The 21,994-nt window shown below is 69.6% G+C and carries 22 protein-coding genes; 10 read left to right on the top strand and 12 right to left on the bottom strand.

Annotation, left to right across the window (positions count from 1 at the left end):
• Window positions 1–9: 9 nt before the first annotated feature.
• The 10 genes from VFL99_RS06065 to VFL99_RS06020 all read right to left on the bottom strand — a co-directional run bounded on the left by VFL99_RS06065 (window position 10) and on the right by VFL99_RS06020 (window position 12,101).
• Window positions 10–1,713, bottom strand: coding sequence for a VanW family protein (locus VFL99_RS06065; RefSeq protein WP_325105436.1), 1,704 nt, complete (start codon window positions 1,711–1,713; stop codon window positions 10–12).
• A complete protein-coding gene (locus tag VFL99_RS06060; protein WP_325105435.1) occupies window positions 1,710–2,231 on the bottom strand; it encodes a flavin reductase family protein in 522 nt (173 codons plus the stop codon). The genes VFL99_RS06065 and VFL99_RS06060 overlap by 4 nt, the downstream gene beginning before the upstream one ends.
• Window positions 2,228–3,154: an N-acetyl-1-D-myo-inositol-2-amino-2-deoxy-alpha-D-glucopyranoside deacetylase gene (mshB, locus tag VFL99_RS06055; protein ID WP_325105434.1), complete on the bottom strand. Its 927-nt coding sequence runs from the start codon at window positions 3,152–3,154 to the stop codon at window positions 2,228–2,230. Before mshB ends, VFL99_RS06060 begins: the two co-directional genes overlap by 4 nt.
• Window positions 3,154–4,194 carry an ABC transporter ATP-binding protein gene (locus VFL99_RS06050; protein ID WP_325105433.1) on the bottom strand — a complete coding sequence of 347 codons (1,041 nt, stop codon included), beginning with the start codon at window positions 4,192–4,194 and terminating at the stop codon, window positions 3,154–3,156. The genes mshB and VFL99_RS06050 overlap by 1 nt, the downstream gene beginning before the upstream one ends.
• The gene (locus VFL99_RS06045; protein WP_325105432.1) at window positions 4,191–5,279 is read right to left on the bottom strand and encodes an ABC transporter ATP-binding protein; all 1,089 of its coding nucleotides are present in this window, start codon (window positions 5,277–5,279) and stop codon (window positions 4,191–4,193) included. Before VFL99_RS06045 ends, VFL99_RS06050 begins: the two co-directional genes overlap by 4 nt.
• A 50-nt stretch (window positions 5,280–5,329) precedes the next feature.
• On the bottom strand, window positions 5,330–6,343 hold the full coding sequence (locus VFL99_RS06040; protein ID WP_325105431.1) for an ABC transporter permease: 1,014 nt from the start codon (window positions 6,341–6,343) through the stop codon (window positions 5,330–5,332).
• Window positions 6,344–6,526: 183 nt separating this feature from the next.
• Window positions 6,527–8,305, bottom strand: a complete 1,779-nt coding sequence (locus tag VFL99_RS06035; RefSeq protein ID WP_325105430.1) for an ABC transporter substrate-binding protein — start codon at window positions 8,303–8,305, stop codon at window positions 6,527–6,529.
• An 80-nt stretch (window positions 8,306–8,385) separates the two neighbouring features.
• Window positions 8,386–9,399 carry an ABC transporter permease gene (locus VFL99_RS06030; RefSeq protein WP_325105429.1) on the bottom strand — a complete coding sequence of 338 codons (1,014 nt, stop codon included), beginning with the start codon at window positions 9,397–9,399 and terminating at the stop codon, window positions 8,386–8,388.
• A 331-nt stretch (window positions 9,400–9,730) separates the two neighbouring features.
• Window positions 9,731–11,635, bottom strand: a complete 1,905-nt coding sequence (gene typA, locus VFL99_RS06025) for a translational GTPase TypA (protein ID WP_325105428.1) — start codon at window positions 11,633–11,635, stop codon at window positions 9,731–9,733.
• Window positions 11,636–11,648: 13 nt separating this feature from the next.
• On the bottom strand, window positions 11,649–12,101 hold the full coding sequence (locus tag VFL99_RS06020) for a (deoxy)nucleoside triphosphate pyrophosphohydrolase (protein ID WP_325105427.1): 453 nt from the start codon (window positions 12,099–12,101) through the stop codon (window positions 11,649–11,651).
• Between the two features lie 87 nt (window positions 12,102–12,188).
• Here VFL99_RS06020 and VFL99_RS06015 point away from each other — a divergent pair, with 87 nt between their 5' ends.
• From VFL99_RS06015 to VFL99_RS06005, 3 genes are read left to right on the top strand one after another with little or no spacing between them, the layout of a single operon-like run.
• The gene (locus VFL99_RS06015) at window positions 12,189–12,506 is read left to right on the top strand and encodes a 4a-hydroxytetrahydrobiopterin dehydratase (RefSeq protein ID WP_325105426.1); all 318 of its coding nucleotides are present in this window, start codon (window positions 12,189–12,191) and stop codon (window positions 12,504–12,506) included.
• Entirely contained in the window at window positions 12,503–13,237 is a 735-nt protein-coding gene (locus VFL99_RS06010; RefSeq protein ID WP_325105425.1) for a VIT1/CCC1 transporter family protein, read from the top strand. The genes VFL99_RS06015 and VFL99_RS06010 overlap by 4 nt, the downstream gene beginning before the upstream one ends.
• Window positions 13,238–13,250: 13 nt before the next feature.
• Entirely contained in the window at window positions 13,251–14,015 is a 765-nt protein-coding gene (locus tag VFL99_RS06005) for a type 1 glutamine amidotransferase (RefSeq protein WP_325105424.1), read from the top strand.
• Here the strand turns inward: VFL99_RS06005 and VFL99_RS06000 are convergent.
• Window positions 13,975–14,700 (bottom strand): sulfite exporter TauE/SafE family protein, encoded by a 726-nt coding sequence (locus VFL99_RS06000; protein ID WP_325105423.1) that lies wholly within the window; start codon window positions 14,698–14,700, stop codon window positions 13,975–13,977. The two genes, VFL99_RS06005 and VFL99_RS06000, sit on opposite strands and share 41 nt — an antisense overlap.
• Before the next feature lie 284 nt (window positions 14,701–14,984).
• On the opposite strand from VFL99_RS06000, the gene VFL99_RS05995 reads away from it, so the two are divergent.
• The 6 genes from VFL99_RS05995 to VFL99_RS05970 all read left to right on the top strand — a co-directional run bounded on the left by VFL99_RS05995 (window position 14,985) and on the right by VFL99_RS05970 (window position 20,748).
• Window positions 14,985–16,280 (top strand): aspartate kinase, encoded by a 1,296-nt coding sequence (locus VFL99_RS05995; RefSeq protein WP_325105422.1) that lies wholly within the window; start codon window positions 14,985–14,987, stop codon window positions 16,278–16,280.
• Window positions 16,281–16,395: 115 nt separating this feature from the next.
• Complete coding sequence (gene ectA / locus VFL99_RS05990) at window positions 16,396–16,926, top strand: diaminobutyrate acetyltransferase (RefSeq protein WP_325105421.1); 531 nt, start codon at window positions 16,396–16,398, stop codon at window positions 16,924–16,926.
• Window positions 16,927–16,968: 42 nt separating this feature from the next.
• Window positions 16,969–18,228, top strand: a complete 1,260-nt coding sequence (ectB, locus tag VFL99_RS05985) for a diaminobutyrate--2-oxoglutarate transaminase (protein WP_325105420.1) — start codon at window positions 16,969–16,971, stop codon at window positions 18,226–18,228.
• A 54-nt stretch (window positions 18,229–18,282) separates the two neighbouring features.
• The gene (locus VFL99_RS05980; protein ID WP_325105419.1) at window positions 18,283–18,687 is read left to right on the top strand and encodes an ectoine synthase; all 405 of its coding nucleotides are present in this window, start codon (window positions 18,283–18,285) and stop codon (window positions 18,685–18,687) included.
• Between the two features lie 47 nt (window positions 18,688–18,734).
• Complete coding sequence (gene thpD, locus VFL99_RS05975; protein ID WP_325105418.1) at window positions 18,735–19,619, top strand: ectoine hydroxylase; 885 nt, start codon at window positions 18,735–18,737, stop codon at window positions 19,617–19,619.
• 85 nt (window positions 19,620–19,704) lie between these two features.
• Window positions 19,705–20,748, top strand: coding sequence for an aminoglycoside phosphotransferase/kinase family protein (locus VFL99_RS05970; protein ID WP_325105417.1), 1,044 nt, complete (start codon window positions 19,705–19,707; stop codon window positions 20,746–20,748).
• Between the two features lie 15 nt (window positions 20,749–20,763).
• Here the strand turns inward: VFL99_RS05970 and VFL99_RS05965 are convergent, their stop codons facing one another.
• Complete coding sequence (locus VFL99_RS05965; RefSeq protein WP_325105416.1) at window positions 20,764–21,321, bottom strand: VOC family protein; 558 nt, start codon at window positions 21,319–21,321, stop codon at window positions 20,764–20,766.
• 74 nt (window positions 21,322–21,395) lie between these two features.
• Here VFL99_RS05965 and VFL99_RS05960 point away from each other — a divergent pair.
• A partial coding sequence (locus VFL99_RS05960) for a DsbA family oxidoreductase (protein WP_325105415.1) occupies window positions 21,396–21,994 on the top strand: 599 nt, incomplete at its 3' end.

Below are 21,994 nucleotides of genomic sequence, written 5' to 3'. Positions count from 1 at the left end.
CGGACCACCTCACCCGGCGCAGATGACGCGGTTCTCCGGGATGTAGTGGGTGTTGAAGACGTTGTGGTCGACCACCTGACCGCCCCGGCGCACGGTGCGGGTGACGGTGATGTCGAAGCCCTCCATCGGGTACTCCGGCAGGCACTGCCCGTCGTGGTCGACGATCGTCTTGGGCGGCACGATGTTGCGTCGGGGACCGGTGTGCGTCTCGACGGTGAACACGTCGGTGCCCCAGTACTTCATCACGACCTCGTCGCCGCTGATGTAGGTCTGGATGAGGATCCCGTGACCGGTGTCATTGGTCCACTTGTTGTCGATCGTGGGGTTCCACATGGTCGCCTCGCGGCCGACCGGGTAGCGGGGGATGTAGTACGAGTGCGGGGTGTGCTCGTCGAGCTGGACGCCCGCGAACCAGGACGTGTTGAACACGGTGGTCGACACCTGCGAGATGCCGCCGCCCCAGCCCAGGACGAGCCGGCCGTTCTGGATCACCCCCGCCTTGACGTAGCCCTTCGCCTTGGTGGTCTCCCCGAGGATGCCGATGAGGCTGAACTGCTCGCCCGGCTTGACCACGGTGCCGTTGATGTGGCGCAGCGCGGTGGCGATGTTGTGGGTGCGCAGGTCGTTCTCCTCGCCGCCGACGGGGAACCGGCTGCGGAAGCTGGAGATGACCTCGTTGATCCCCCAGCCCTTGGCCTGGGCGGTCGTCACCGACGGCTTGACCCGCTTGGTGCCGACCGTGGCGACGCGGCCCTTCGTGCCGTGCACCGCCTTCAGCACTGCCCGCTGCAGCTGGTCCTGCTGCAGCTGCCGGCCGTCGTGCCCGGGGATGACGCGCGGACGGCCGCCGACGAGTCGCACGGTCGCGTTGACCGCCTGCCGTTCCATGTCCGGAGCCTGCGCGCGCACCTGCTGGAGGAGCTGCTTGCCGTCCAGCTTCAGCTCGGGGGTGCCGTCGGCACCGCGCTCGACGGTGAGCAACCGGCCGAGCTGGACGGGCGTCAGCTGGGTGTGGTGGCTGCCCGAGCGGATCGTCACCGGGCCGGAGACGGCCGGCGCGGCGAGGTCGTGGGCCGCCTTCTTCAGCTGCCGGGCCGAGAGCTTCGGCTGGCTCACGTCGACCGACGCGGTGATCTGGGCCTGCCGCGGCCACGCGCCCCGGATCTGCTGCGCGGTCTCGGCGACGTCGAGCGAGCGGCCCTGGCGCGGCAGGGTGACCTTGACCGCCCCGTCGTTGAACGCGATCGACCCCTCCTTGACCTTGGTGTGCACCTTGCGGGCGACCTGGTCGAGCTGGTGGCGCAGGGCCCGCCCGTCGACGGAGACCTTGAGCGGCTCCTGCTCCCCCTGGCCGGTGAGGTGCTGCCACACCAGGTGCGGGTCGTAGGTCACGCCGGTGAGGCCCCGCAACGTCGCCGGGATGTCCAGCCGTAGGCCGGCCCGCTGCGGGTCGATCGCGACGGTGTCGTCCACCACCTTGAGGGTCACCGGCTGGGTCGCCCGGTCGTGCAGGGCGCTCTGCAGCGTCTGGGCGGCCCGCTGCTCGGTCATCCCGCCGATGTCGACGCCCTGAACCGACGTGCCCGAGGGCACGTGGCCGCCGAGGTAGTAGGCCAGCCCCACGTAGGCCGCCCCCAGGACGGCCAGCGTCACGACCAGGCGCAGCAGCACCTTGCCCCACACGCCGCGGCCCGTCCCACCCCGCCGGCTCATGTCAGCCGCCCGTAACGGCCGCGGTAGTACAGCAGTGCGTCCTCGGTGTGGTCGGGGGTGAAGACCGACACCACCTCACCGACGACGATGCTGTGGTCCCCGGCCGGGTGCAGGTCGGTCGTGCGGCACTCGAAGTGCGCCAGCGCGTCGTCGAGCAGCGCGACGCCGGTGACCGGCCCCGGGTGGTGCTCGATCCGGTCCAGCTGTCCGTGCAGCGGCCGGCCGCGGCTGGAGAGCCAGTCGGCGGTCGCGCGAGCACGGGCGGGCAGGATGCTCACCCCCCACACACCGGCCTCCTCGACCGCGTCGTGGAACCGGGCGTCGCGCTCCACGCAGACGAGCAGGAGGATCGGGTCGAGGGACACCGACGCGAGGGCGTTGGCGGTCATCGCGTGGTCGAGCCCACCGGCGAAGGTCGTGACGACGGTGACCCCGCTGGCGAAGCGCCCCATCGCGCGGCGGTAGTGGTCCGTGTCCGGTGCCGGGACTGGCTCGCGGGTGCGCAAGGGCTCACTCATCGGGCGTCCACCGGGGCCCCCGACGTCGGGTCGAGCACCGCGTAGCCCTCCCTCCCGGACAGACGTGCAGCGAGGTCATTGGACAGAGCGTAGTAGCCGTCGAACACCCGGACTTGAGTGCGGTGCTCGCGCAGCGCGCGGGTTCGCCGCGCCTCGGCAGCGGCGTCGAGGATCCGGTGGGTCACCACCTCGTCCGGCACCACCGAGGACGGGTATGCCGCGTCCGCCTCCGGCAGCAGTATGCCGTCTGCCCCCGCCTCGACGTGCTCCCGCACCCAGCCGCGGTCCTCCTCGGCCCAGCTGCGCGGGGTGAAGGTGCCGAACAGCAGCGGTCGCTCCCGCTCCGGCAGCGCGGCCACCGCGGCCACGGTGACCCGGTGGGTCTGGATGTGGTCGGGGTGGTCGTAGCCACCGTGGGCGTCGTAGGTGACGACGACGTCGGGGCGCAGCCGGCGCACCTGCGCGGCGACGAGACCGGCCGCCTCACCCGGGTCGGCGCGCACGAAGGCGCGTGGGTGAGCGGCACTGGGCGTGCCGGCCATACCGGAGTCCCGGTAGCGGGAGGTGACCCCGCGTGCGGGGTCGGCGCCCAACACCTGGTGCGAGGTGACCCCCAGCACCGCCATGGCCCGGCGCAGCTCTTCCTGGCGGACCGCGGCGAGGGGGTCCTGCTGGTCGGCGGGGCGGGGGGCGCCCTGCTCCAGCTCGAGGTGCTTGAGCTCGGCCGGGATGACCTCGCCCTCCTCCCCCAGGGTGCAGGTGAGCAGGTGCACCTCGTCCCCGGCGAGGACGTGGTGGGCCATGGCCACGCCGGTGGCCAGGGTCTCGTCGTCGGGATGGGCGTGGACGAAGAGCAGCCGGGCGGGGCGCGTGCCCAGCCCGGCCGTCAGGTCCCGCCCCCGTGGGGTCGTCGCGGGAGCCACTAGATGACGGAGCGCTCCTCGGGGAAGTGGCAGGCCACCCGGTGCCCCGGAGCGAGCTCGATCGGCAGCGGCACCTCGTCGGCGCACTTCTGCTGCGCCTTCGGGCAGCGCGTCCGGAAGACGCACCCCGAGGGCGGGTTCTGCGGGCTGGGCAGGTCGCCGGTGAGGATGATCCGCTCGCGCTGCGCGGCGTGCCGAGGGTCGGGGACGGGCACGGCCGACATCAGCGCGTGCGTGTAGGGGTGCAGCGGGTGCTCGTAGAGCGTGTCGCGGTCGGCCTCCTCCATCACCTTGCCGAGGTACATCACGACCACGCGATCGGAGATGTGGCGGACGACCGAGAGGTCGTGGGCGATGAAGATGTAGGACAGGTTGCGCTCGTCCTGGATGTCCTCGAGCAGGTTGACGACCTGCGCCTGGATCGACACGTCGAGCGCGGAGACCGGCTCGTCGCAGACGATCAGGTCGGGGCCGAGGGCGATGGCCCGGGCCACCCCGATGCGCTGTCGCTGGCCACCGGAGAACTCGTGGGGGTAGCGGTTGTAGTGCTCGGGGTTGAGCCCCACCCGCTCCATGAGCTCCTGAACCGTCTTGCGCACGCCTCCCGACGGCTTGATGCCCTGGATGTCGTAGGGCGCGGCGATGATCTTGCCAACCGTGTGCCGCGGGTTCAGCGAGCCGTAGGGGTCCTGGAAGACCATCTGCATGTCGCGGCGCAGCCGGCGCAACCGGCGGCCCTTGACATCGGTCACGTCCTCACCGAGGAACTCGATCTTGCCCCCGGTGGGCTGCAGCAGCTTGAGCATGGTGCGCCCGGCGGTGGACTTGCCGCAGCCGGACTCACCGACGAGACCGACGGTCTCCCCGCGGTGGACGACGAGGTCCACGCCGTCGACCGCACGGACCGGGGCATCCGCCCGGGGGATGAGGCCCGGCTTCTTCTGGGCGAAGTACTTCTGCAGGCTGGTGACCCGCAGGACCTCCTCGCGGCTCTCCGTGGACGTCGACCCGGAACGGTCGGTCGTCGGGGCGGTGGTCATTCGGCGTCACCTCCGGACGCGCCCCGGTTCAGCGCGGGCGCGAACGCCGCGGCGCGCTTCTCGGGGGCGATGTGGCAGCGCGACAGGTGGCCCGGGATCGTCGCGATCAGCTCGGGCTCCTTCTTCCGGCACAGGTCGTCCGGGACGAGGTCGCGGTAGGGGCAGCGCGGGTGGAACGTGCACCCGCTCGGGGGGTTGATCAGCGACGGCGGGTTGCCGGGGATCGGGTCGAGCCGCTCCTTGCGGGTCTCGTTGAGCCGCGGCATGGAGGCCAGCAGGCCGACCGTGTAGGGCATCTGCGGGTTGTAGAACAGCTCGTCGACGCTGCCCTGCTCGACGCAGCGACCGGCATACATCACCAGGACGTCGTCGGCGACGTCCGCGACGACTCCGAGGTCGTGGGTGATCATGATGATCGCCGAGCCGAACTCCTCCTGCAGGTCGTTCATCAGCTCGAGGATCTGCGCCTGGACGGTCACGTCGAGGGCGGTCGTCGGCTCGTCGGCGATGAGCAGTGACGGGTCGTTGACGAGCGCCATGGCGATCATGGCGCGCTGCCGCATACCGCCGGAGAACTCATGCGGGTACTGGTCGAACCGGCGCTTCGGGTTCGGGATGCCGACCCGGCCGAGCATGTCCACGACGCGGGTCTTGGCCGCCGACTTCGAGATGTGCTGGTGCACCCGGATCGCCTCGACCAGCTGGTTGCCGATCGTGTAGTAGGGGTGCAGCGCGGACAGCGGGTCCTGGAAGATCATCGCCATCTTGCTGCCCCGCAGGCTGCGCATCCGCGACTCGGGGAGGGTGAGCAGGTCCTCACCGTCGAGCACGATCCGCCCGGACATCTTGGTGTTCTTGCCCTGGTGCAGGCGCAGGATCGACTGGCTGGTCACCGACTTGCCGGAACCGGACTCGCCGACGATGCCGAGGGTCTTGCCCCGCTCGAGGGTGAAGTTGACGCCGTCGACGGCCTTGACGACGCCGTCGGAGGTGGCGAACTGCACGTGCAGGTCCTCCACCGAGAGGAACGGCGCTCCGTCGGCGTCCGCCGCCCGCGTCGGCTCCGTGGTGGTGGATGTGGACATCAGTGGTCTCCCTGTGGGGGTGGTGCTGTCAGTGTCGCGCGCGGAGGGCGTCACGTCAGCCTGACCCGGGGGTCGATGACGCCGTAGAGCACGTCCACCACGAGGTTCGCCACGACGATCAGGGTCGAGGAGACGAGGACGATGCCGACGATCATCGGCAGGTCGAACTGGGTGGTGGCGTCCACCGCGGCCCGCCCGAGCCCCTGGTAGTTGAGGACCTGCTCCATGATGACCGTGCCGGCGAGCACGACACCGAGGTCCAGGCCGGCCACCGTCACGATGGGCGTGAGCGCGGCCCGCAGGGTGTGCTTGAAGATGATCGAGCGTGTCCCGACTCCCTTGGCTCGAGCCGTGCGGAGATAGTCCTCCCCCATCGTCTCGAGCATGTAACTTCGCGTGAGCCGGATGTAGGCGGCCGCGTAGACCGCGGCGAGCACGATCCAGGCCATGATCAGGCCCTTGGCCCAGTCCACCGGACTCTGGAAGAAGGACACGTAGTTGGGTGCGGGCAGGATGCTGTACTGGATGCTCGCGTACGTGTAGATGATCAACCCGAGGAAGAAGGTCGGGAACGAGTACACGATCAGCGAGGACGTGACCAGCAGGCGGTCGAGGAACTTGCCGCGCGTGAGGGCGGCGATGATGCCGAAGCCCACGCCGACGCCCAGCCAGATGACGAAGGCACCGATCGCGATGGAGACCGACACCGGCCAGCGCTGCGCGATGTAGGAGGAGACCAGCGAGGTGCGCGACGGCGAGTAGCCGAGGCAGGGAGCCGGGCAGTTGGTCACCTTGTCCGGGTTCCGCTCCTGGAAGGCCTTGTCATCCGGGAACTTGCGCCCCTGGAAGATGCCCTGCATGAACTCGCTGTACTGCGTGACCAGGGGCTTGTCGTACCCGAGGTAGTGCCGGTTCGCCTGGACCTGCGCCTCGGTGCAGGTCTTGCCGCACGACAACCGGGCGGGGTTGGCCGGCATCGCGTAGAACAGGGCGAACACGACGACGCTGATCACCGCGATCATGATGATGGCCGCGATGACTCGCCTGATGATGTAGTAGATCATCCGGTCGTCCCCGCCACGGCGGGGACTTCACCTCACTTCAGGGGGGCCTTCACAGGGGCATTGTTCGGGCTTGTTGCGGTGGTGCTGGATCCTGCGTTGCGGCGCTGTCGCCGCCCGCAGGCCCGGCCGTGGCCGGCCCACCGTGCTGGTGGGCCGGCCACGACGCGGGTGCGGTCAGACGGCTCAGGAGCCGGAGACCCCGATGGCGCCCAGGTCCGGGTAGTCGGCGAAGGCCTTGTTGTCGACCCAGCCGGTGATGCCGGAACCACGGATCAGGAAGAACTTCGTGATGTCCAGCGGGACGTAGGCGACGTCCTTCTTGAGCATGTCGTCGACCTTCTCCAGCGCCTTGGCCTGCTCCTCCGGGCTGCTGGTGTTGTACGACGCGTCGATCGCCTTGTTCACCTGCGGGTTGGCGTAGGCGCCGTAGTCCTGGCCGTTGCTCGACTTGTTCAGGTTGACCCGGGAGTCGAACAGCGGCGGGATGACGGTCGACGCGCTCGGCCAGTCAGCACCCCAGCCACCCCAGCACACGTCCCACTGACTCGCCTTCGACGGGTCCTGGATGATCGTGTAGTAGTTCTGGGTCTGCGGGTCCAGCGAGACCTTGAAGCCTGCCTTCTGCCACCCTTCCTGCAGCGCAGCGGCCTGCTTGTCGGTCTGGTTGCTCCCGCGGCTGTAGATGTAGGTGATCGGCACCGGCATCTTCACGCCGGCCTTCTGCAGGATCTTCTTGGCCTTGGCCGGGTCACCGGACACCGTCGTGTTGTACGGGTTGCTGTTCCAGTTGCCCTTGAGGGCCGGGTTGACGATGGACAGCGAGTTCGGGTTGCTGACCGCCGTGCCGAGCGCGGTCGAGGCCGCCTTCTTGTCGGTGGCGACCAGCAGCGCCTCACGCACCGCCTTGTTCTGCATGACCTTGCTCTTGAAGTTCGGCAGCAGGTAGCTGTTGAACGGCGAGTTCGGGTTGGTGGCCCGGTCCTTGGCGTTCGGGTTGGAGATCACCTTGGGGATGAACGGCGCCGGCACCGACCGGTCGGTCACGGCGAACTTGTCATTGCCCTGGTCCGCGATGAGCTTCTGGGCGATGACCTCGTCCTCCATGCCCTCCGTGATGACGATCTTGTCCGGGAGGGCCTTGCGGATGCCGTCCGGCTTCCACTCGGGGTTGCGCACGAAGGTGTTGGTGCCACCCTCGTTCCACTTGCCCTGCAGCTTGTACGGGCCGTCGGAGAACACGTCGAAGTTCGACTTGTCTCCGTGGTCCTGGTCCTTGCGGTAGGGCGCGAAGGCGGGCAGGTAGACGGCCTGGTTGAAGTCCGGAACCGGCCGGTTCAGGTGGAAGGTGATGGTGTTGCCGCTGCAGGCCACCGCCTTGTCGAACATCTTCTGCTGGGCCGGCTTCGCCTTGTACGGACCCGGGTACTTCGAGGAGCCGTCGGCGTTCTGCGGGATGTCGAGGAACTGGATGGCGTAGTTCGGGCCACCGGTGATGACATCGGTCGCGAAGGTCCGCGAGATGCCGTACTGGAAGTCCTGGCAGGTGATGTCCTTGCCGTCCTGCCACTTCTGGCCCTTCTTGATGGTGAAGGTCCAGGTCTTGTTGCCGTTGCTCGCCTTGCCGGTGTCGGTCGCCAGGTCGGGGACCAGCTTCAGGGAGGCGTCGCCGTCCGCGGACGGGAACGTGGTCAGGGTGCGGTAGACCATGCGCGACTCGTTGGCGATGTCGCGGCCGATGTAGGTGCGCTGCGGGTCGTAGTGCTCGGCGTTACGGCTCGTGTAGTAGTAGAGCGTCCCGCCCTTCTTGCCCGCTGCCTGGGTCGACCCGGAGCTGCCCGAGTTGCCCGATCCCCCGGTCGTGTTGCTCCCGGTGCTCGTCCCGCCGCCGCTGCAGGCGGCCAGCCCGGCGACCAGGACGCCGGAGAGCGCCACGGTGAGCGCCCTTGTCTTCGTGCGCTTCATTGATTCCTCTTCCTGTGAGTCCGCCGGTGCTGGCGGTGTTGCGGTGTGGTGTGACCTGATGGTCGGTGAGGGTGAGTCTGTCAGTGCCGATCGGTCTTGGGGTCCAAGGCGTCCCGCAGTCCGTCGCCGAGGAGGTTGAAGGCCAACACGAGCAGCACCAGCATGGCGCCTGGCGCCCAGAAGAAGATGGGGTCGACACCGGCGTAGTTGACCGAGTCGGTGAGCACGTTGCCCAAGGTGGGCGTGGGTGGCTGCACGCTCACCCCGAGGAACGCCAGGGCCGCTTCGGCCGCGATGTACTGGGGCAGCAGGAGGCTCACGTAGACGAGGATCGGCGCCCAGATGTTCGGCAGGATCTCGGTGAACCAGATGCGCGGGCCACGGGCACCGAGGGACTCCGCCGCCTCGACGAACTCCCGTCTGCGGATCGACAGCACCTGACCGCGGATGATGCGCGCGAAGTAGGGCCAGCCGAAGATGCCCAGGACGAGGATCACGTAGGTGAAGTGCGACGGGTTGCCGCTGGGGATGCCCATCGCCACCAGGCGGTCGATGACCACGATGGACAGCGCGAGCAGCATGAGCAGCTGGGGAAACGCGAGCACCAGGTCCATCAGCCGGCCGAGCGCCGTGTCGATCCAGCCACCGCTGAAGCCGGCGATGATGCCGACGACGGTGCCGATGATGATCGAGAAGGCGGTGGCCACCGCCCCGATGAACAGCGATGACGCCAGGCCGTACACGATCCGGGCGAGCAGGTCACGCCCGGTGCCGGGCTCCACGCCGAGCGGGTGCTGCAGGCTCGCACCGCCGAACGGTCCGGTGGGCAGCGAGCCGAGCCCGCCGAGCAGGCTCTGGTGCTGGCCGTACGGGTCCAGGACGCCGGCCCGCACCAGGATGGGTGCCGCGATGCCGAGGAGGACGAACAGCACGGTCACCACGAGGGCGACCATCGAGACCTTGTCGCGCCGGAACCGCGCGCGGGCCAGCTGCCACGGGGAGCGGCCCCTGATCGCAGTCGAGCCTCCACCAGCGGCGCTGGTCGACTCCTCGACTTCGGAGGCCTCAGAGGCCTCGAACTGCCCTAGGGACATGTGTGGTTGTCTCCTGAACCCTCTTGGGAACGCTCGTCAGCCCGTCCGAGTGTCGACCCCGAGCGGTAGGCGCACGGCCGCCGATCCGACCAGACACCGGTGGAACTGTAGGCCACGTGTGACAGAACGCAAGGCCTCGGACGCCGATTCGTTGCAAAAACGTCTCCCGCCCGTGTCCTCATGACGACTCTGTCGCGCATGGGCCGTCGGGAACGATAACTCCTGTTTCCTCCGTCACGCCAGCCCCCCACGTGGTCAGCCCCGCGTCAAGAAATGGTAAAGATTCGGTAAAGTGCCGGACCGGGAGCGCCGGGTGTGTTCCCGACGGCGGTCAACGCCGCGCTCGGGCCGCGGCCTTGGCCCGCTCGTGCTGGTCCAGGACGACCTTGCGGATGCGCACGCCCTCGGGCGTCACCTCGACGCACTCGTCCTCCCGGCAGAACTCCAGCGACTGCTCCAGGCTCATCACCCGGGGCGGCACCAATCGCTCGAGCACATCGGCCGTGGAGGAGCGGACGTTGGTCAGCTTCTTCTCCTTGGTGATGTTGACGTCCATGTCGTCCGCCCGGGAGTTCTCCCCCACCACCATGCCCTCGTAGACCTCCGTGGTCGGCCCCACGAAGAGCACGCCACGCTCCTGGAGGTTGAACATCGCGTAGGACGTCGCGGCACCCGCCCGGTCGGCGACCAGGGAGCCGGTGAGCCGGGTCCGCAGCTCGCCCGCCCAGGGCTCGTAGCCCTCGAAGACGTGGTGGGCGATGCCGGTGCCGCGCGTCTCGGTCAGGAAGTCGGTCCGGAAGCCGATGAGGCCCCGGGAGGGCACGAGGAACTCCATGCGGACCCAGCCCGTGCCGTGGTTGGTCATCTGCTCCATCCGGCCCTTGCGGGCCGCGAGCAGCTGGGTGATGCCGCCGAGGAACTCCTCGGGGGCGTCGATGGTCATCCGCTCGACCGGCTCGTGCAGCTTCCCGTTGACCTCCTTGGTGACCACCTGGGGCTTGCCGACGGTCAACTCGTAGCCCTCGCGGCGCATCTGCTCCACGAGGATCGCCAGCGCCAGCTCGCCACGGCCCTGCACCTCCCAGGCGTCCGGCCGCTCGGTGGGCAGCACCCGGATCGACACGTTGCCGACGAGCTCGCGGTCGAGCCGGTCCTTGACCAGCCGGGCGGTGACCTTCGCGCCCTTGACGCGCCCCGCCATCGGGGAGGTGTTCGTCCCGATGGTCATCGAGATGGCGGGCTCGTCGACCGTGATGAGCGGCAGCGGACGGGGGTCCTCGGGGTCGGCGATGGTCTCGCCGATGGTGATGTCCGGGATGCCGGCGAGCGCGATGATGTCCCCCGGTCCGGCCGACTCGGCCGGCTTGCGGTCCAGCGCCTCGGTCATCAGCAGCTCGGTGATCTTCACCCGCTGGACGCTCCCGTCGTGGCGGCACCACGCCGCCTGCTGCCCCTTGCGGATCGTGCCGTTGTGCACGCGGCACAGCGCGAGCCGGCCGAGGAACGGCGAGGAGTCGAGGTTGGTGACGTGGGCCTGCAGCGGCGCGTGGTCGTCATACGACGGGGCGGGGATGGTCTGCAGGATCGTCGCGAAGAGCTCCTCGAGGTCCTTGGCCTCGGGCACCTCGCCGTCGGCGGGGCGGTCGAGGCCGGCCCGCCCGGCGCGTGCCGAGGCATAGACCACGGGGAAGTCCAGGGCCTCGGCGGCGTCGCCCGAGTCCTCGGGCAGGAGGTCCATGAACAGCTCGTAGACCTCGTCGACCACCTCGGCGATCCGGGAGTCGGGGCGGTCCACCTTGTTGATGCACAGGATCACCGGGAGCCGAGCCGTGAGCGCCTTGCGGAGCACGAACCGGGTTTGCGGCAGGGGTCCCTCGGAGGCGTCCACGAGCAGGACGACACCGTCGACCATGGACAGGCCGCGCTCCACCTCGCCGCCGAAGTCGGCGTGCCCGGGGGTGTCGATGATGTTGATGGTGACGCCGTCCGGCTGGCCGGCGGCGTCCGCCGACGGTCCGGCGTAGTGGATCGCCGTGTTCTTGGCGAGGATCGTGATGCCCTTCTCACGCTCGAGGTCGCCGGTGTCCATGACCCGGTCGAGGTCGGTGCCTTCCGTCTGGTGGCCGCCGAACGCGCCGGACTGCTTGAGCATGGCGTCGACGAGCGTGGTCTTGCCGTGGTCGACGTGGGCGACGATGGCGACGTTGCGGATGTCACCGCGGGTCTGAAGGGGCATGGCCCGCATTCTCTCAGCCCGCGGAGCCCCCTTCGTCCCACAGGTACGGCTCGACCGCGCGCACGACCGGCAGGTCGGCAGGGAGCCAAGGCACGGCATACAGCTCGGACCGGGGCAGGAAGCGCACCGCGTCGTGGTCCTCGATCGGGCGGGGCTCCTCGGCGACGACCTCGGCCAACCAGACGTACATGAGGAAGCGGTCCCCCAGCGGCCAACCGCCGTCCCGCGGCCCGTGGACTTCGGCGCCGAGCCGGATCGACACGCCCAGCTCCTCGCGGACCTCGCGGTGCAACGCCGCGCGCAGTTGCTCCCCCGGCTCCACCTTGCCGCCGGGCAGCTCCCAGCCACCGGCGAGGGCGGGCGGCTCGGTGCGACGGGCTGCCAGCAGGCGCGCGGGGTGGCTGAGGTCGTCGACGATCGCCGCACCGACCACCAGGCGCGGCGCGGGCAGGCACGAAGACGACATCGGGGGGCCAGTCTGCCGCACGCACCCTTGGTCAGGACAGCCAAACCTGCCTCGACAACCACACAGCGCGCGGGCGAGGCTGGTGCCATGAGCAGGCTGCTGACCGACGAGGAGATCACCCGGCAGCTCGGCGAGCTCGCCGGCTGGGAGCGCGACGGCGAGGCGATCACCGCGAGCTACGACGCACCGGACTTCCCCACCGCGATCCGGCTGGTGGACGAGGTCGCCGGTGAGGCCGAGGAGATGAACCACCACCCGGACATCGACATCCGCTGGAAGGTGACGCAGTGGCGCCTGTCGACGCACTCCGAAGGCGGCCTGACCCAGCTGGACATCGAGCTCGCCCACCGGATCGCCCAGGCGGCCCAGCGGTTGGGCGCCAACGCCAAGGAGAGACCGGCATGACCTCGGTCGGGGGCCCGGCTGCCGTGGGCACTGACCACCGGCACGAGCCGCACGAGCGCGGCTTCCACGGACGGCTCAACTGGCTGCGGGCGGGGGTGCTCGGGGCCAACGACGGCATCGTCTCCACGGCCGGGCTGGTCGTCGGCGTGGCCGGTGCGACGACCAACCGGACCCCGATCCTCATCGCCGGCGTCGCCGGGCTCGTCGCGGGCGCGATGAGCATGGCCGTGGGCGAGTACGTCTCCGTGAGCACCCAGCGGGACAGCGAGGAGGCGCTGCTCGCCCTCGAGCGGCACGAGCTCCGGACCATGCCCGAGGAGGAGCTGGAGGAACTCACCCAGCTCTACGTCGCCAAGGGGCTCAGCCGCGGGCTCGCCGAGCGCGTCGCCCACGAGCTGACCGAGCACGATGCGCTGGCCGCCCACGCGGAGACCGAGCTCGGCATCGACCCGGACGAGCTGACCAACCCCTGGCACGCCGCGCTCGCCTCCTTCGTGGCCTTCACCGTCGGGGCGCTGCTGCCGCTGTTCGCCATCGTGCTCCCGCCGGCGCTCTGGCGGGTGCCCATCACCTTCGTCGCCGTCCTCCTCGCGTTGGTCGTCACCGGCGTCGTCAGCGCGCGACTGGGCGGCTCGGGCCCGCACCGCGCGGTCTGGCGCAACGTGCTCGGCGGCGCCATCGCCATGGCGGTCACCTACGGCATCGGTAGCGCGATCGGTGTCACCGTCTAGATAGGTTGCGCAGGTGAGCGCGCGCCTTCTGGTCATCCAGCACGAGGACGACTGCCCGACCGAGTGGTTCGGTGAGTGGTGGGCCGAGGTCGGCGTGCGCTGCGACGCGGTCCTGGGACACCGTGGTGAGCCCCTTCCGGGCGAGCTCGACGCCGAGATCCTCGGCCTCGTCGTGCTGGGCGGCGAGATGGGCGCGCACGACGACCATCGTGCGCCGTGGCTCGCCCCGACCCGCGAGCTCATCGCCCACACGATCCGGCAGGGCCGGCCGTTCCTCGGCATCTGTCTTGGCCACCAGCTGGCGGCTGCGGCCCTGGGCGGCACGGTGGAGCGCAACGTCCACGGCCAAGCGACCGGGCTCACCCCGGTCCGACTCACCGACGACGGCCGCGTGGACCCGCTGCTCGGCGTGGTCGGGGACGGCTGCCCCGCGATCATGTGGAACGGCGACGTGGTGACCCGGCTTCCCGAGGGCGCTACCCGGTTGGCGACCTCTCCCGACGGGACCGTCCAGGCCGCCCGCTTCGGCGAGCACGCCTGGGGGCTGCAGTTCCACCCCGAGTGCTCCCCGGCCCAGTTCCGCACGTGGACGACCGCCAAGCCCTCCGCGGAGGCCCCACGCGAGGACGGCATCGACGTGGAGGCGATCGCTGACCAGATCGAGGCCGCTGAGGACCGCCTCCGGCGGGACTGGGCGCCGCTGGCCCACCGCTTCGCCGAGCTGGCCCGAACCGCGGTCAGCCCCGGAGCCCGTTCAGGAACAGCAGCACGGCGCTGACGAGCAGCACCACAAGGACGAGCCCGCGGAAGGTCCGCCGGTCGACCCGGTCGAACACCTTCTCCCCCAGCAGCCAGCCCACCACCAGGCCCGGCACGCCGACGGCCGCGAGCAGCCAGGTCCGGCCCTCGACGTGCCCCACCGCGGCGAACCCGGCCACGGCGAGCACGTCCTGGACAGCGAAGGTGGCCTGCAACGTGGCCCGCATCTGGCGGGGGCTGAACCCCATGGCCTGCAGCGCCGCGACCAGCGGCGGGCCGTTGACACCGGCCGACGTGAGGAAGGCGCCGCTGGTCAGGCCCGCACCGACCGTGGAGGCCGTCGACCGCTTCAGCGAGAACCCGACGAAGGTCAGCACCGCGAAGGCCGCGATCACGACAGCGATCCCCATGGCCAGGCGCCGTTCGTCCACGAGCGTCAGCGCCGCCAGCCCCAGCGGCATCCCGACCACACCGGCCAGCACCATCCGCGAGGCGACCGGCCACTGCACGTCCTCCCGGTGGCGCCAGCTCGCCCCGATGGTGAGCAGGCACGCGACGACGGTGACCACGACGACCGCCTCCGCCGGTCCCAGCACGAAGCTGACCAGCGGGATCGCGACCATCGAGAAGCCGAAGCCGGTCACCGACTGGGCGAACGCACCTGAGGCCACGGCCAGCGCTGTCGCCACCAGGAGCTGCCACACGAGACCCATCTTGGACCATCGAGACAGGATTGTGACCTTCCCCTCGCTGAAGGCCCCTCCGGCCCCGCGGACGTGGCTTGGAGATCTCCCCGAAACTAGTTGCTGCCCCTCGTGATTCGAGTAAGTGGCACACGAATTCCACGACGCAGCAAGGGAACCGCTCGCTCAAGGTGTGGATACCCTGATTCCCCATCACGAACCTGCCGAGAACAAGCGCCGATTCGCATCCGCGTTAGGGTGTTGGACCGTTCCGACCCCCGACACCTCTCGAGGAGCAAGCCTGAATGGCTTTGGTCGTCCAGAAGTACGGAGGGTCATCGGTCGCGGACTCCGCCAGCCTGAAACGGGTGGCTCGCCGCATCGTTCGGACCCGGGAGGCCGGGCACGACGTGGTTGTCGTCGTCTCGGCGATGGGTGACACGACCGATGACCTGCTCGACCTGACCACCGACATCAGCCAACGGCCCGACCCGCGCGAGCTCGACATGCTGCTCACCTCCGGTGAGCGCATCTCGATGTCCCTGCTCGCCATGGCGGTGCGCGAACTCGGCCGCCCGGCCGTGTCGCTCACCGGCGTACAAGCTGGCCTGCGCACCACGCACGACTTCGGGAAGGCCAAGATCACCGGCATCGAACCGAAGCGGATCCGCGCCGCGCTCGAGGCAGGCAGGATCCCGATCATCGCGGGCTTCCAGGGCGCCTCTGCCGAGGAGGACATCACGACCTTGGGCCGTGGCGGCTCGGACACCACGGCAGTCGCCGTCGCCGCGGCCGTCGACGCCGACGTCTGCGAGATCAACACCGACGTCGACGGCCTGTACTCAGCCGATCCTCGGGTGGTGCCCAGCGCCCAGCAGATGCCGGTGCTGTCCACGCAGGAGGCGCTGGAACTCGCAGCCCACGGCGCGAAGATCCTGCACCTGCGCTCGGTCGAGTTCGCCCGGCGCTTCGGCGTTCCGCTGCACGTGCGGTCCAGCTTCGCGGACCGGCCCGGCACCTGGGTGATCGACGACCTCGCGGCCATTCCCGAGTACGCACGAACCGAACACGAGGAGAGCCTGGTGGAAGAACCCGTCATTCGCGGAGTCACGCACAGCGACGACCTGTGCAAGATCACGGTCGTCAACGTGCCGGACGTGGCGGGACGGGCCGCCACCATCTTCTCGGTGCTGAGCAAGGCGGTCTCCACCGTCGACATGATCGGCCAGACCCACACCGCCGTGGACACCGGACACATCGACTTCTCGTTCGCGCTGCCGCTCGATGACGGCCGCAAGGCCGTGGCGGCCCTGCGGGAGGCCCAGGCCCAGCTCGGCTTCTCCGATGTGACGTTCACCGACGAGGTGGGCAAGCTCAGCGTCGTGGGCGCCGGCATGCGCTCCAACGCCGAGGTGTCCGCCGAGCTGTTCCACGCGCTGAGCGAGGCCGGCGTCACCGTGCACCTCATCTCGACCTCCGAGATCCGCGTCTCCGTCGTGGTCGAGGGTGGCCAGCTGGAGGAGGCGACTCGCGCGGCACACCGCGCCTTCGGCCTGGACACCGAGGCGGAGGCCGTCGTCTACGCAGGAACCGGCCGCTGAGCGAATTCGTGCTTCCCACAACCGTGCTCATCGCAAGGGAATGTGACGCGACGAAGGATGTGATCTGATGCACGAAACTTGGGCTTCCTGCGAAACCTCGCTACGGTCGGCCGGGATGACCTCTCCACGACAGAACACCCTGCCCGAGGCCACCACCCAATCCGAGCCGGTCCTCCGGCAGCCCGCCGTCGGCGACGGAGCCGGCATGTGGCGGGTCGCCAGAGATTCCGTCCGGCTGGACCTGAACCCCCCCTATGCCTACCTGCTGTGGGCCCGCGACTTCGCCGACACTTCCGTGGTGGCCGACGTCGACGGCGAGGTGGCCGGCTTCGTCACCGGCTTCCGTCGCCCGAACTCGCCGCAGACGCTCATGGTCTGGCAGGTCGCCGTCGACGAACGGCTGCGCGGGCGCGGCGTCGCCTCCCGACTCCTGGAGCACCTCGTGGAGCGGACCGACGCGACCACGCTGGAGACCACGATCACCGACGACAACCCGGCCTCCCGCAGCCTGTTCGCGGGACTGGCCCGGCGCCACGGGGCAGAGCACACGGTCGACCCCCTCTTCGAGGCCGACCAGTTCCCGGACGAAGACCCGTGGAAGCCCGAGTTCCTGCACCGCATCGCGCCCCTGAACCACGCTCACTGACGACAGGGCACGGGTTCATCCCGTCCGCCCACAAGGAGAGACATGAATACAGCGGTGTTCGACCGCCGTGAGTCCGTTGTCCGCAGCTACTGCCGCAACTGGCCGACCGTTTTCGACCAGGCACGCGGCGCCGAGCAGGTCGCCGAGGACGGCACCCGCTACCTGGACTTCTTCTCCGGCGCCGGTGCCCTCAACTACGGGCACAACCACCCGGCACTCAAGCAGGCCTTGCAGGACTACCTCGCCGGTGACGGCGTCATCCACTCGCTCGACATGTACTCGGTCGCCAAGCGTGAGTTCCTGGAGACCTTCGAGGAGACGATCCTGCAGCCACGGGGCCTGGACCACCGGGTCCAGTTCCCCGGGCCGACCGGGACGAACGCCGTGGAGACCGCGTTGAAGATCGCGCGCAAGGTGACCGGCCGCACGGACATCGTCTCGTTCACGAACGCCTTCCACGGTATGACGCTCGGTTCCCTTGCCGTGACGGGAAACTCGATGAAGCGTGCGGGTGCCGGGACCCCGCTCTACCACGCCACGCCGGCACCGTACGACGACTACTTCGACGGTGGCACCCCCGACTTCCTGTGGTTGGAGCGCGTCTGGGAGGACAGCGGCTCCGGCCTGTCTCTTCCCGCCGCGGTGATCGTCGAGACCGTGCAGGGCGAGGGCGGCCTGAAGGCAGCTCGCATGGAGTGGCTCCGCGCCCTCGCCGACCTGTGCCGCCGCTTCGACGTCAAGCTGATCGTCGACGACGTCCAGGCCGGTTGCGGCCGCACGGGGACGTTCTTCTCGTTCGAGCCCGCCGGGATCACCCCGGACATCATCTGCCTGTCGAAGTCGCTGTCCGGCTTGGGACTTCCTTTCGCCGCCACGCTGCTGCGCCCTGAGCTCGACCTGTGGGAGCCGGGCGAGCACAACGGCACCTTCCGTGGCTTCAACCCGGCCTTCGTCACGGCCACGGCCGCCCTGCGCGAGTTCTGGCAGGACGACGCACTGGCGCAAGCAGCTGCCCAGCGGGGGGCACAGCTGCAGGGCGGTCTCGAGCGACTGGCGGCGCTGTCCCCCGGCGCCTCCTACCGGGGACGGGGACTGCTCGCCGGCGTGCACTTCCCGGACACCGAGGTGGCCGAGAAGCTGGCCGCGGCCGCCTTCCAGCGCGGCCTGCTGGTCGAGACGTCGGGCCCAGACAGCGAGGTGCTCAAGGTGATGCCGCCGCTGACAGTGACGGAGGAGGAGCTCGAGCGCGGGCTCGACATCCTCATCGACTCCGGACGCGCCGTCCTGCCACGAGCCGCCTGACACCGTCCCAGCGCCGAACCACCCGCTGATCCCCCACAGAACCGAAAGGAACCCATGAAGGTCATCCACCTCGAGGACCTGAACGACACGGACAACGACGTCCAGCACGGCAACTGGCGCAGCCGCCGGTTCGTTCTGGCGAAGGACGGCGTCGGCTTCTCCTTCCACGACACGGTGCTGCGTGCCGGCACCGAGACCGAGATGTGGTACGCGAACCACGTCGAGTGCGTCTACGTCTACCAAGGCAGCGGCACGTTGGTGAACCGGGAGACCGGGGAACGCCACGAGCTGCGGCCCGGCACCATGTACCTGCTCGACGGACACGACCAGCACACGGTCATCGCCGACGAGGACATTCACACCGCCTGCGTGTTCAACCCGCCGGTGACCGGCCGGGAAGTGCACGACGAGAACGGGGTCTATCCCCTGATCACCGAGGACGACCAGGTCTCGGCCTGAGACCTGACCGGTCGTCCATCTCACGCAATACGGAGGTCGAATTCAGCATGCCATCCACGGACCCCTACCCGACCCGAGTCGCCAGCGAACCCGACGTCATCAGCCGCCAGGGGCCGGTCGTGTTCGGCGGAGCGGCGGACGGCCCGCTCGGCTCCGACGGGCTGGCCAGCGTGGACCAGAAGGGTTACGTGCAGGTCCCGGACCTCGTGACGCCGGACGAGGTGGAGGCCATGCGAGCCGAGCTGTCGCGTCTCGGCCAGGACCGGGAGGTCCTGGCCGACGAGCGCACCGTCGTCGAGGCCACGTCCCACGAGTTGCGCTCGGTCTTCGAGGTGCACCGCACGAATGAGCTGTTCCGCAGCATCACGCACGATCCGCGCCTGGTGGACCGTGCCCGACAGGTGCTCGGCTCGGACGTCTCCATCCACCAGAGCCGGGTCAACTTCAAGCCGGGATTCGTCGGCAAGGACTTCTCCTGGCACTCCGACTTCGAGACCTGGCACGCCGAGGACGGTATGCCGGCCCCACGCGCGGTCAGCATCTCGGTCTCCCTCACCGAGAACTACACCTTCAACGGGCCGCTGATGATCATGCCGGGCTCGCACCGGGAGTACGTCTCGTGCGTCGGGGCCACCCCGGACGACAACTACAAGGAGTCGCTGGTGATGCAGGGAGCCGGGACTCCCGACCCGAAGATCCTCACCGACTTCGCGGACCGGTACGGCATCGACGTCCTGACCGGTTCCGCTGGCGGCGCCACCATGTTCGACTCCAACTGCATGCACGCGTCGAACGGCAACGTGACGCCCTTCCCGCGTTCGAACCTGTTCGTCGTGTACAACTCGGTGGAGAACGCCTGCGTGGAACCGTTCGCCGCCAGCGCTCCGCGACCGAGCTTCCTGGCGTCTCGGGACCACAGCCCCATCCGCTGAGCCGCGACGCTGACGCGAGGAGGGCCGGGCAACCGCCCGGCCCTCCTCGCATCTGCGCACCGCCCGATGCGTCATCATCGGTGCCGTGACGTTCGGGGTCGTGCGACGGGAGGTGCTGCGGCACAACCCGCTCAACGAGGTCACCGCGTCGGTGGAGCGCCGCACCGACGCCTCCGGCGCGACGAGCGTGGTCAAGCGCCTGCGCCGAGCCGAGGGGCTCGCCGACCCGCAGGTGCCCTGGGCCGCGGCAGGCGACCCCGCACACTGGAACTACTGGCGCCGGGAGGTGCTCGCCTACCGCACCCCGGCGCTACGGGCCGGCCTGGAGGCCGCCGGCCTCGGCCTGCCGGTGGTCCTCTCCCTCGATGAGGACGACCGTGGCGCCACCCTCTGCCTGGAGGACCTCCGGGGAACCCCGGGCACGGCGTTCTCGATCGACGACCACGCGGCCCTGGTCACTGGCCTCGGCCGCTGGCACGCGGCCGGGCAGCCGGCGTGGCAACCGTGGATGTCCCGGGGCTTCCTGCGGGCCTACTCCACCACTCGACCCGCGCCGTGGGCCCTCGTCGACGACGACGCCGCGTGGGAGCAGCCACTCGTCCGCAACCACTGGCCGGCCGGTCTCCGCGACGGGTGGCAGCGGCTCCTGGCCCACCGCGCTCACCTGCTCGAGGTGATGGAGCGGCTCCCGAGGGCCCTGTGCCACCTCGACCTGTGGGTCAGCAACGAGTTCCGCCGGCCGGGGGGCAGCTGCGCCCTCATCGACTGGGGTTACGTCGGCGACGGGGCGGTCGGTGAGGACGTGGGCAACCACGTGCCCGACGCGACCCTGGACCTGTTCTGGCCGGCCGAGCGGATCGCCGAGCTCGACGAGGTGTGCTTCACGGCATACCTGCACGGCCTGCGCTCGGCAGGCTGGTCCGGGGACGAGCGGGACGTGCGCCTCGGCGTCACGGCCTCCGCGGTGAAGTACGCCTGGCTGCTCCCCCTGATGCTGGGGCAGGCCTCCGAGCCGGAGCAGCGGGCCTACCACGAGCGTGCCGATCCAGACCGGCTCTACCAGCAGCGCGGCCTTGCGCTGCAGCACCTGGTGCGCTGGTGCGACGAGGCCCTCGCCCTGCTGTCGTGAGGATGGTGGCGCACGTCAGAGGGCGGGCGCCGGCTCGCCGTCGGCCGCCGCTGCGATGCCGGCGATGTCGAGCTTGCCCATGCCCATCATGGCCTTCATCGCCCGGTCCGCCCGGCCCCGGTCCGGATCGTTGAGCAGCTGCGGGAGCACCGCGGGCACGACCTGCCAGGACAGGCCGTAGCGGTCCTTCAACCAGCCGCAGGGCCCCTCCTGGCCGCCCTCGGACAGGATCGCCCAGTAGCGGTCCACCTCCGCCTGGTCCTTGCACATGACCTGGAAGGAGATCGCCTCACTGAAGGAGAAGGCCGGGCCACCGTTCAGCCCGACGAACTGCTGGCCGTTCACCTCGAACTCGACGGTCAGCACGGCGCCGTTCTCGCCCGGAGCGGCGTCGGTGTTGTGGGTGACGCCCGTGATGCGGGAGTCCGGGAAGACGCTCGTGTAGAACTGCGCGGCCTCCTCGGCCTCGCCGTCGAACCAGAGGCAGGTGATGAGTGACATGACGGTCCCTTCGTGGCCGGGTACGACCTCGTCCTCGGTGACGAGTCTGCCGGTGCTGACCGGTCGTGTCACCGGATCTCATCGCTGGTCCGGTCCGACGACCGAAGCACGGGAAGCAATGGTGGGTCCGCGCCGTTGCCCACAGTGTGAACGTTGACATCTGGTCCGACATCGCGTGCCCGTGGTGCTACATCGGCAAGCGCCGCTTCGAGAAGGCGCTCGCCGACTTCCCCCACCGCGACGAGGTCACGGTGACCTGGCACAGCTACCAGCTCGATCCCACGCTTCCCGAGCACTTCGACGGCAGCGAGGTCGAGTACCTCAGCAGCCGCAAGGGTATGCCGGTCGAGCAGGTCCGCCAGATGATCGGCTACGTCTCCGAGCAGGCGCTCGGCGAAGGGCTGGAGTTCGACTACGACAACCTCGTGGTCGCCAACAGCATCCGTGCCCACCAGCTGCTCCACCTCGCCAAGGAGCACGGCGTCGCCGACCGCGTCAAGGACGCGCTGCTCTCTGCCCACTTCGAGCACGGACAGGACATCGGTGACCTGGCGGTGCTCACTGCCGTCGGCACGGACGCCGGCCTGGACGCCGACGAGATCCGGACGGCGCTCGAGAGCGAGCAGTACCTTCCTGCTGTCCAGGAGGACATCGCGCAGGCACGGCAGATCGGGATCCAGGGCGTGCCCTTCTTCGTGCTCGGCGGACGCTACGGCGTCTCCGGTGCGCAGCCGCCGACCGTGTT

It is taken from the genome of Segeticoccus sp., from assembly GCF_035708005.1.
Note: the sequence above shows the minus strand (reverse complement) of the source record. Positions and strands in the feature narration are given on the sequence as shown.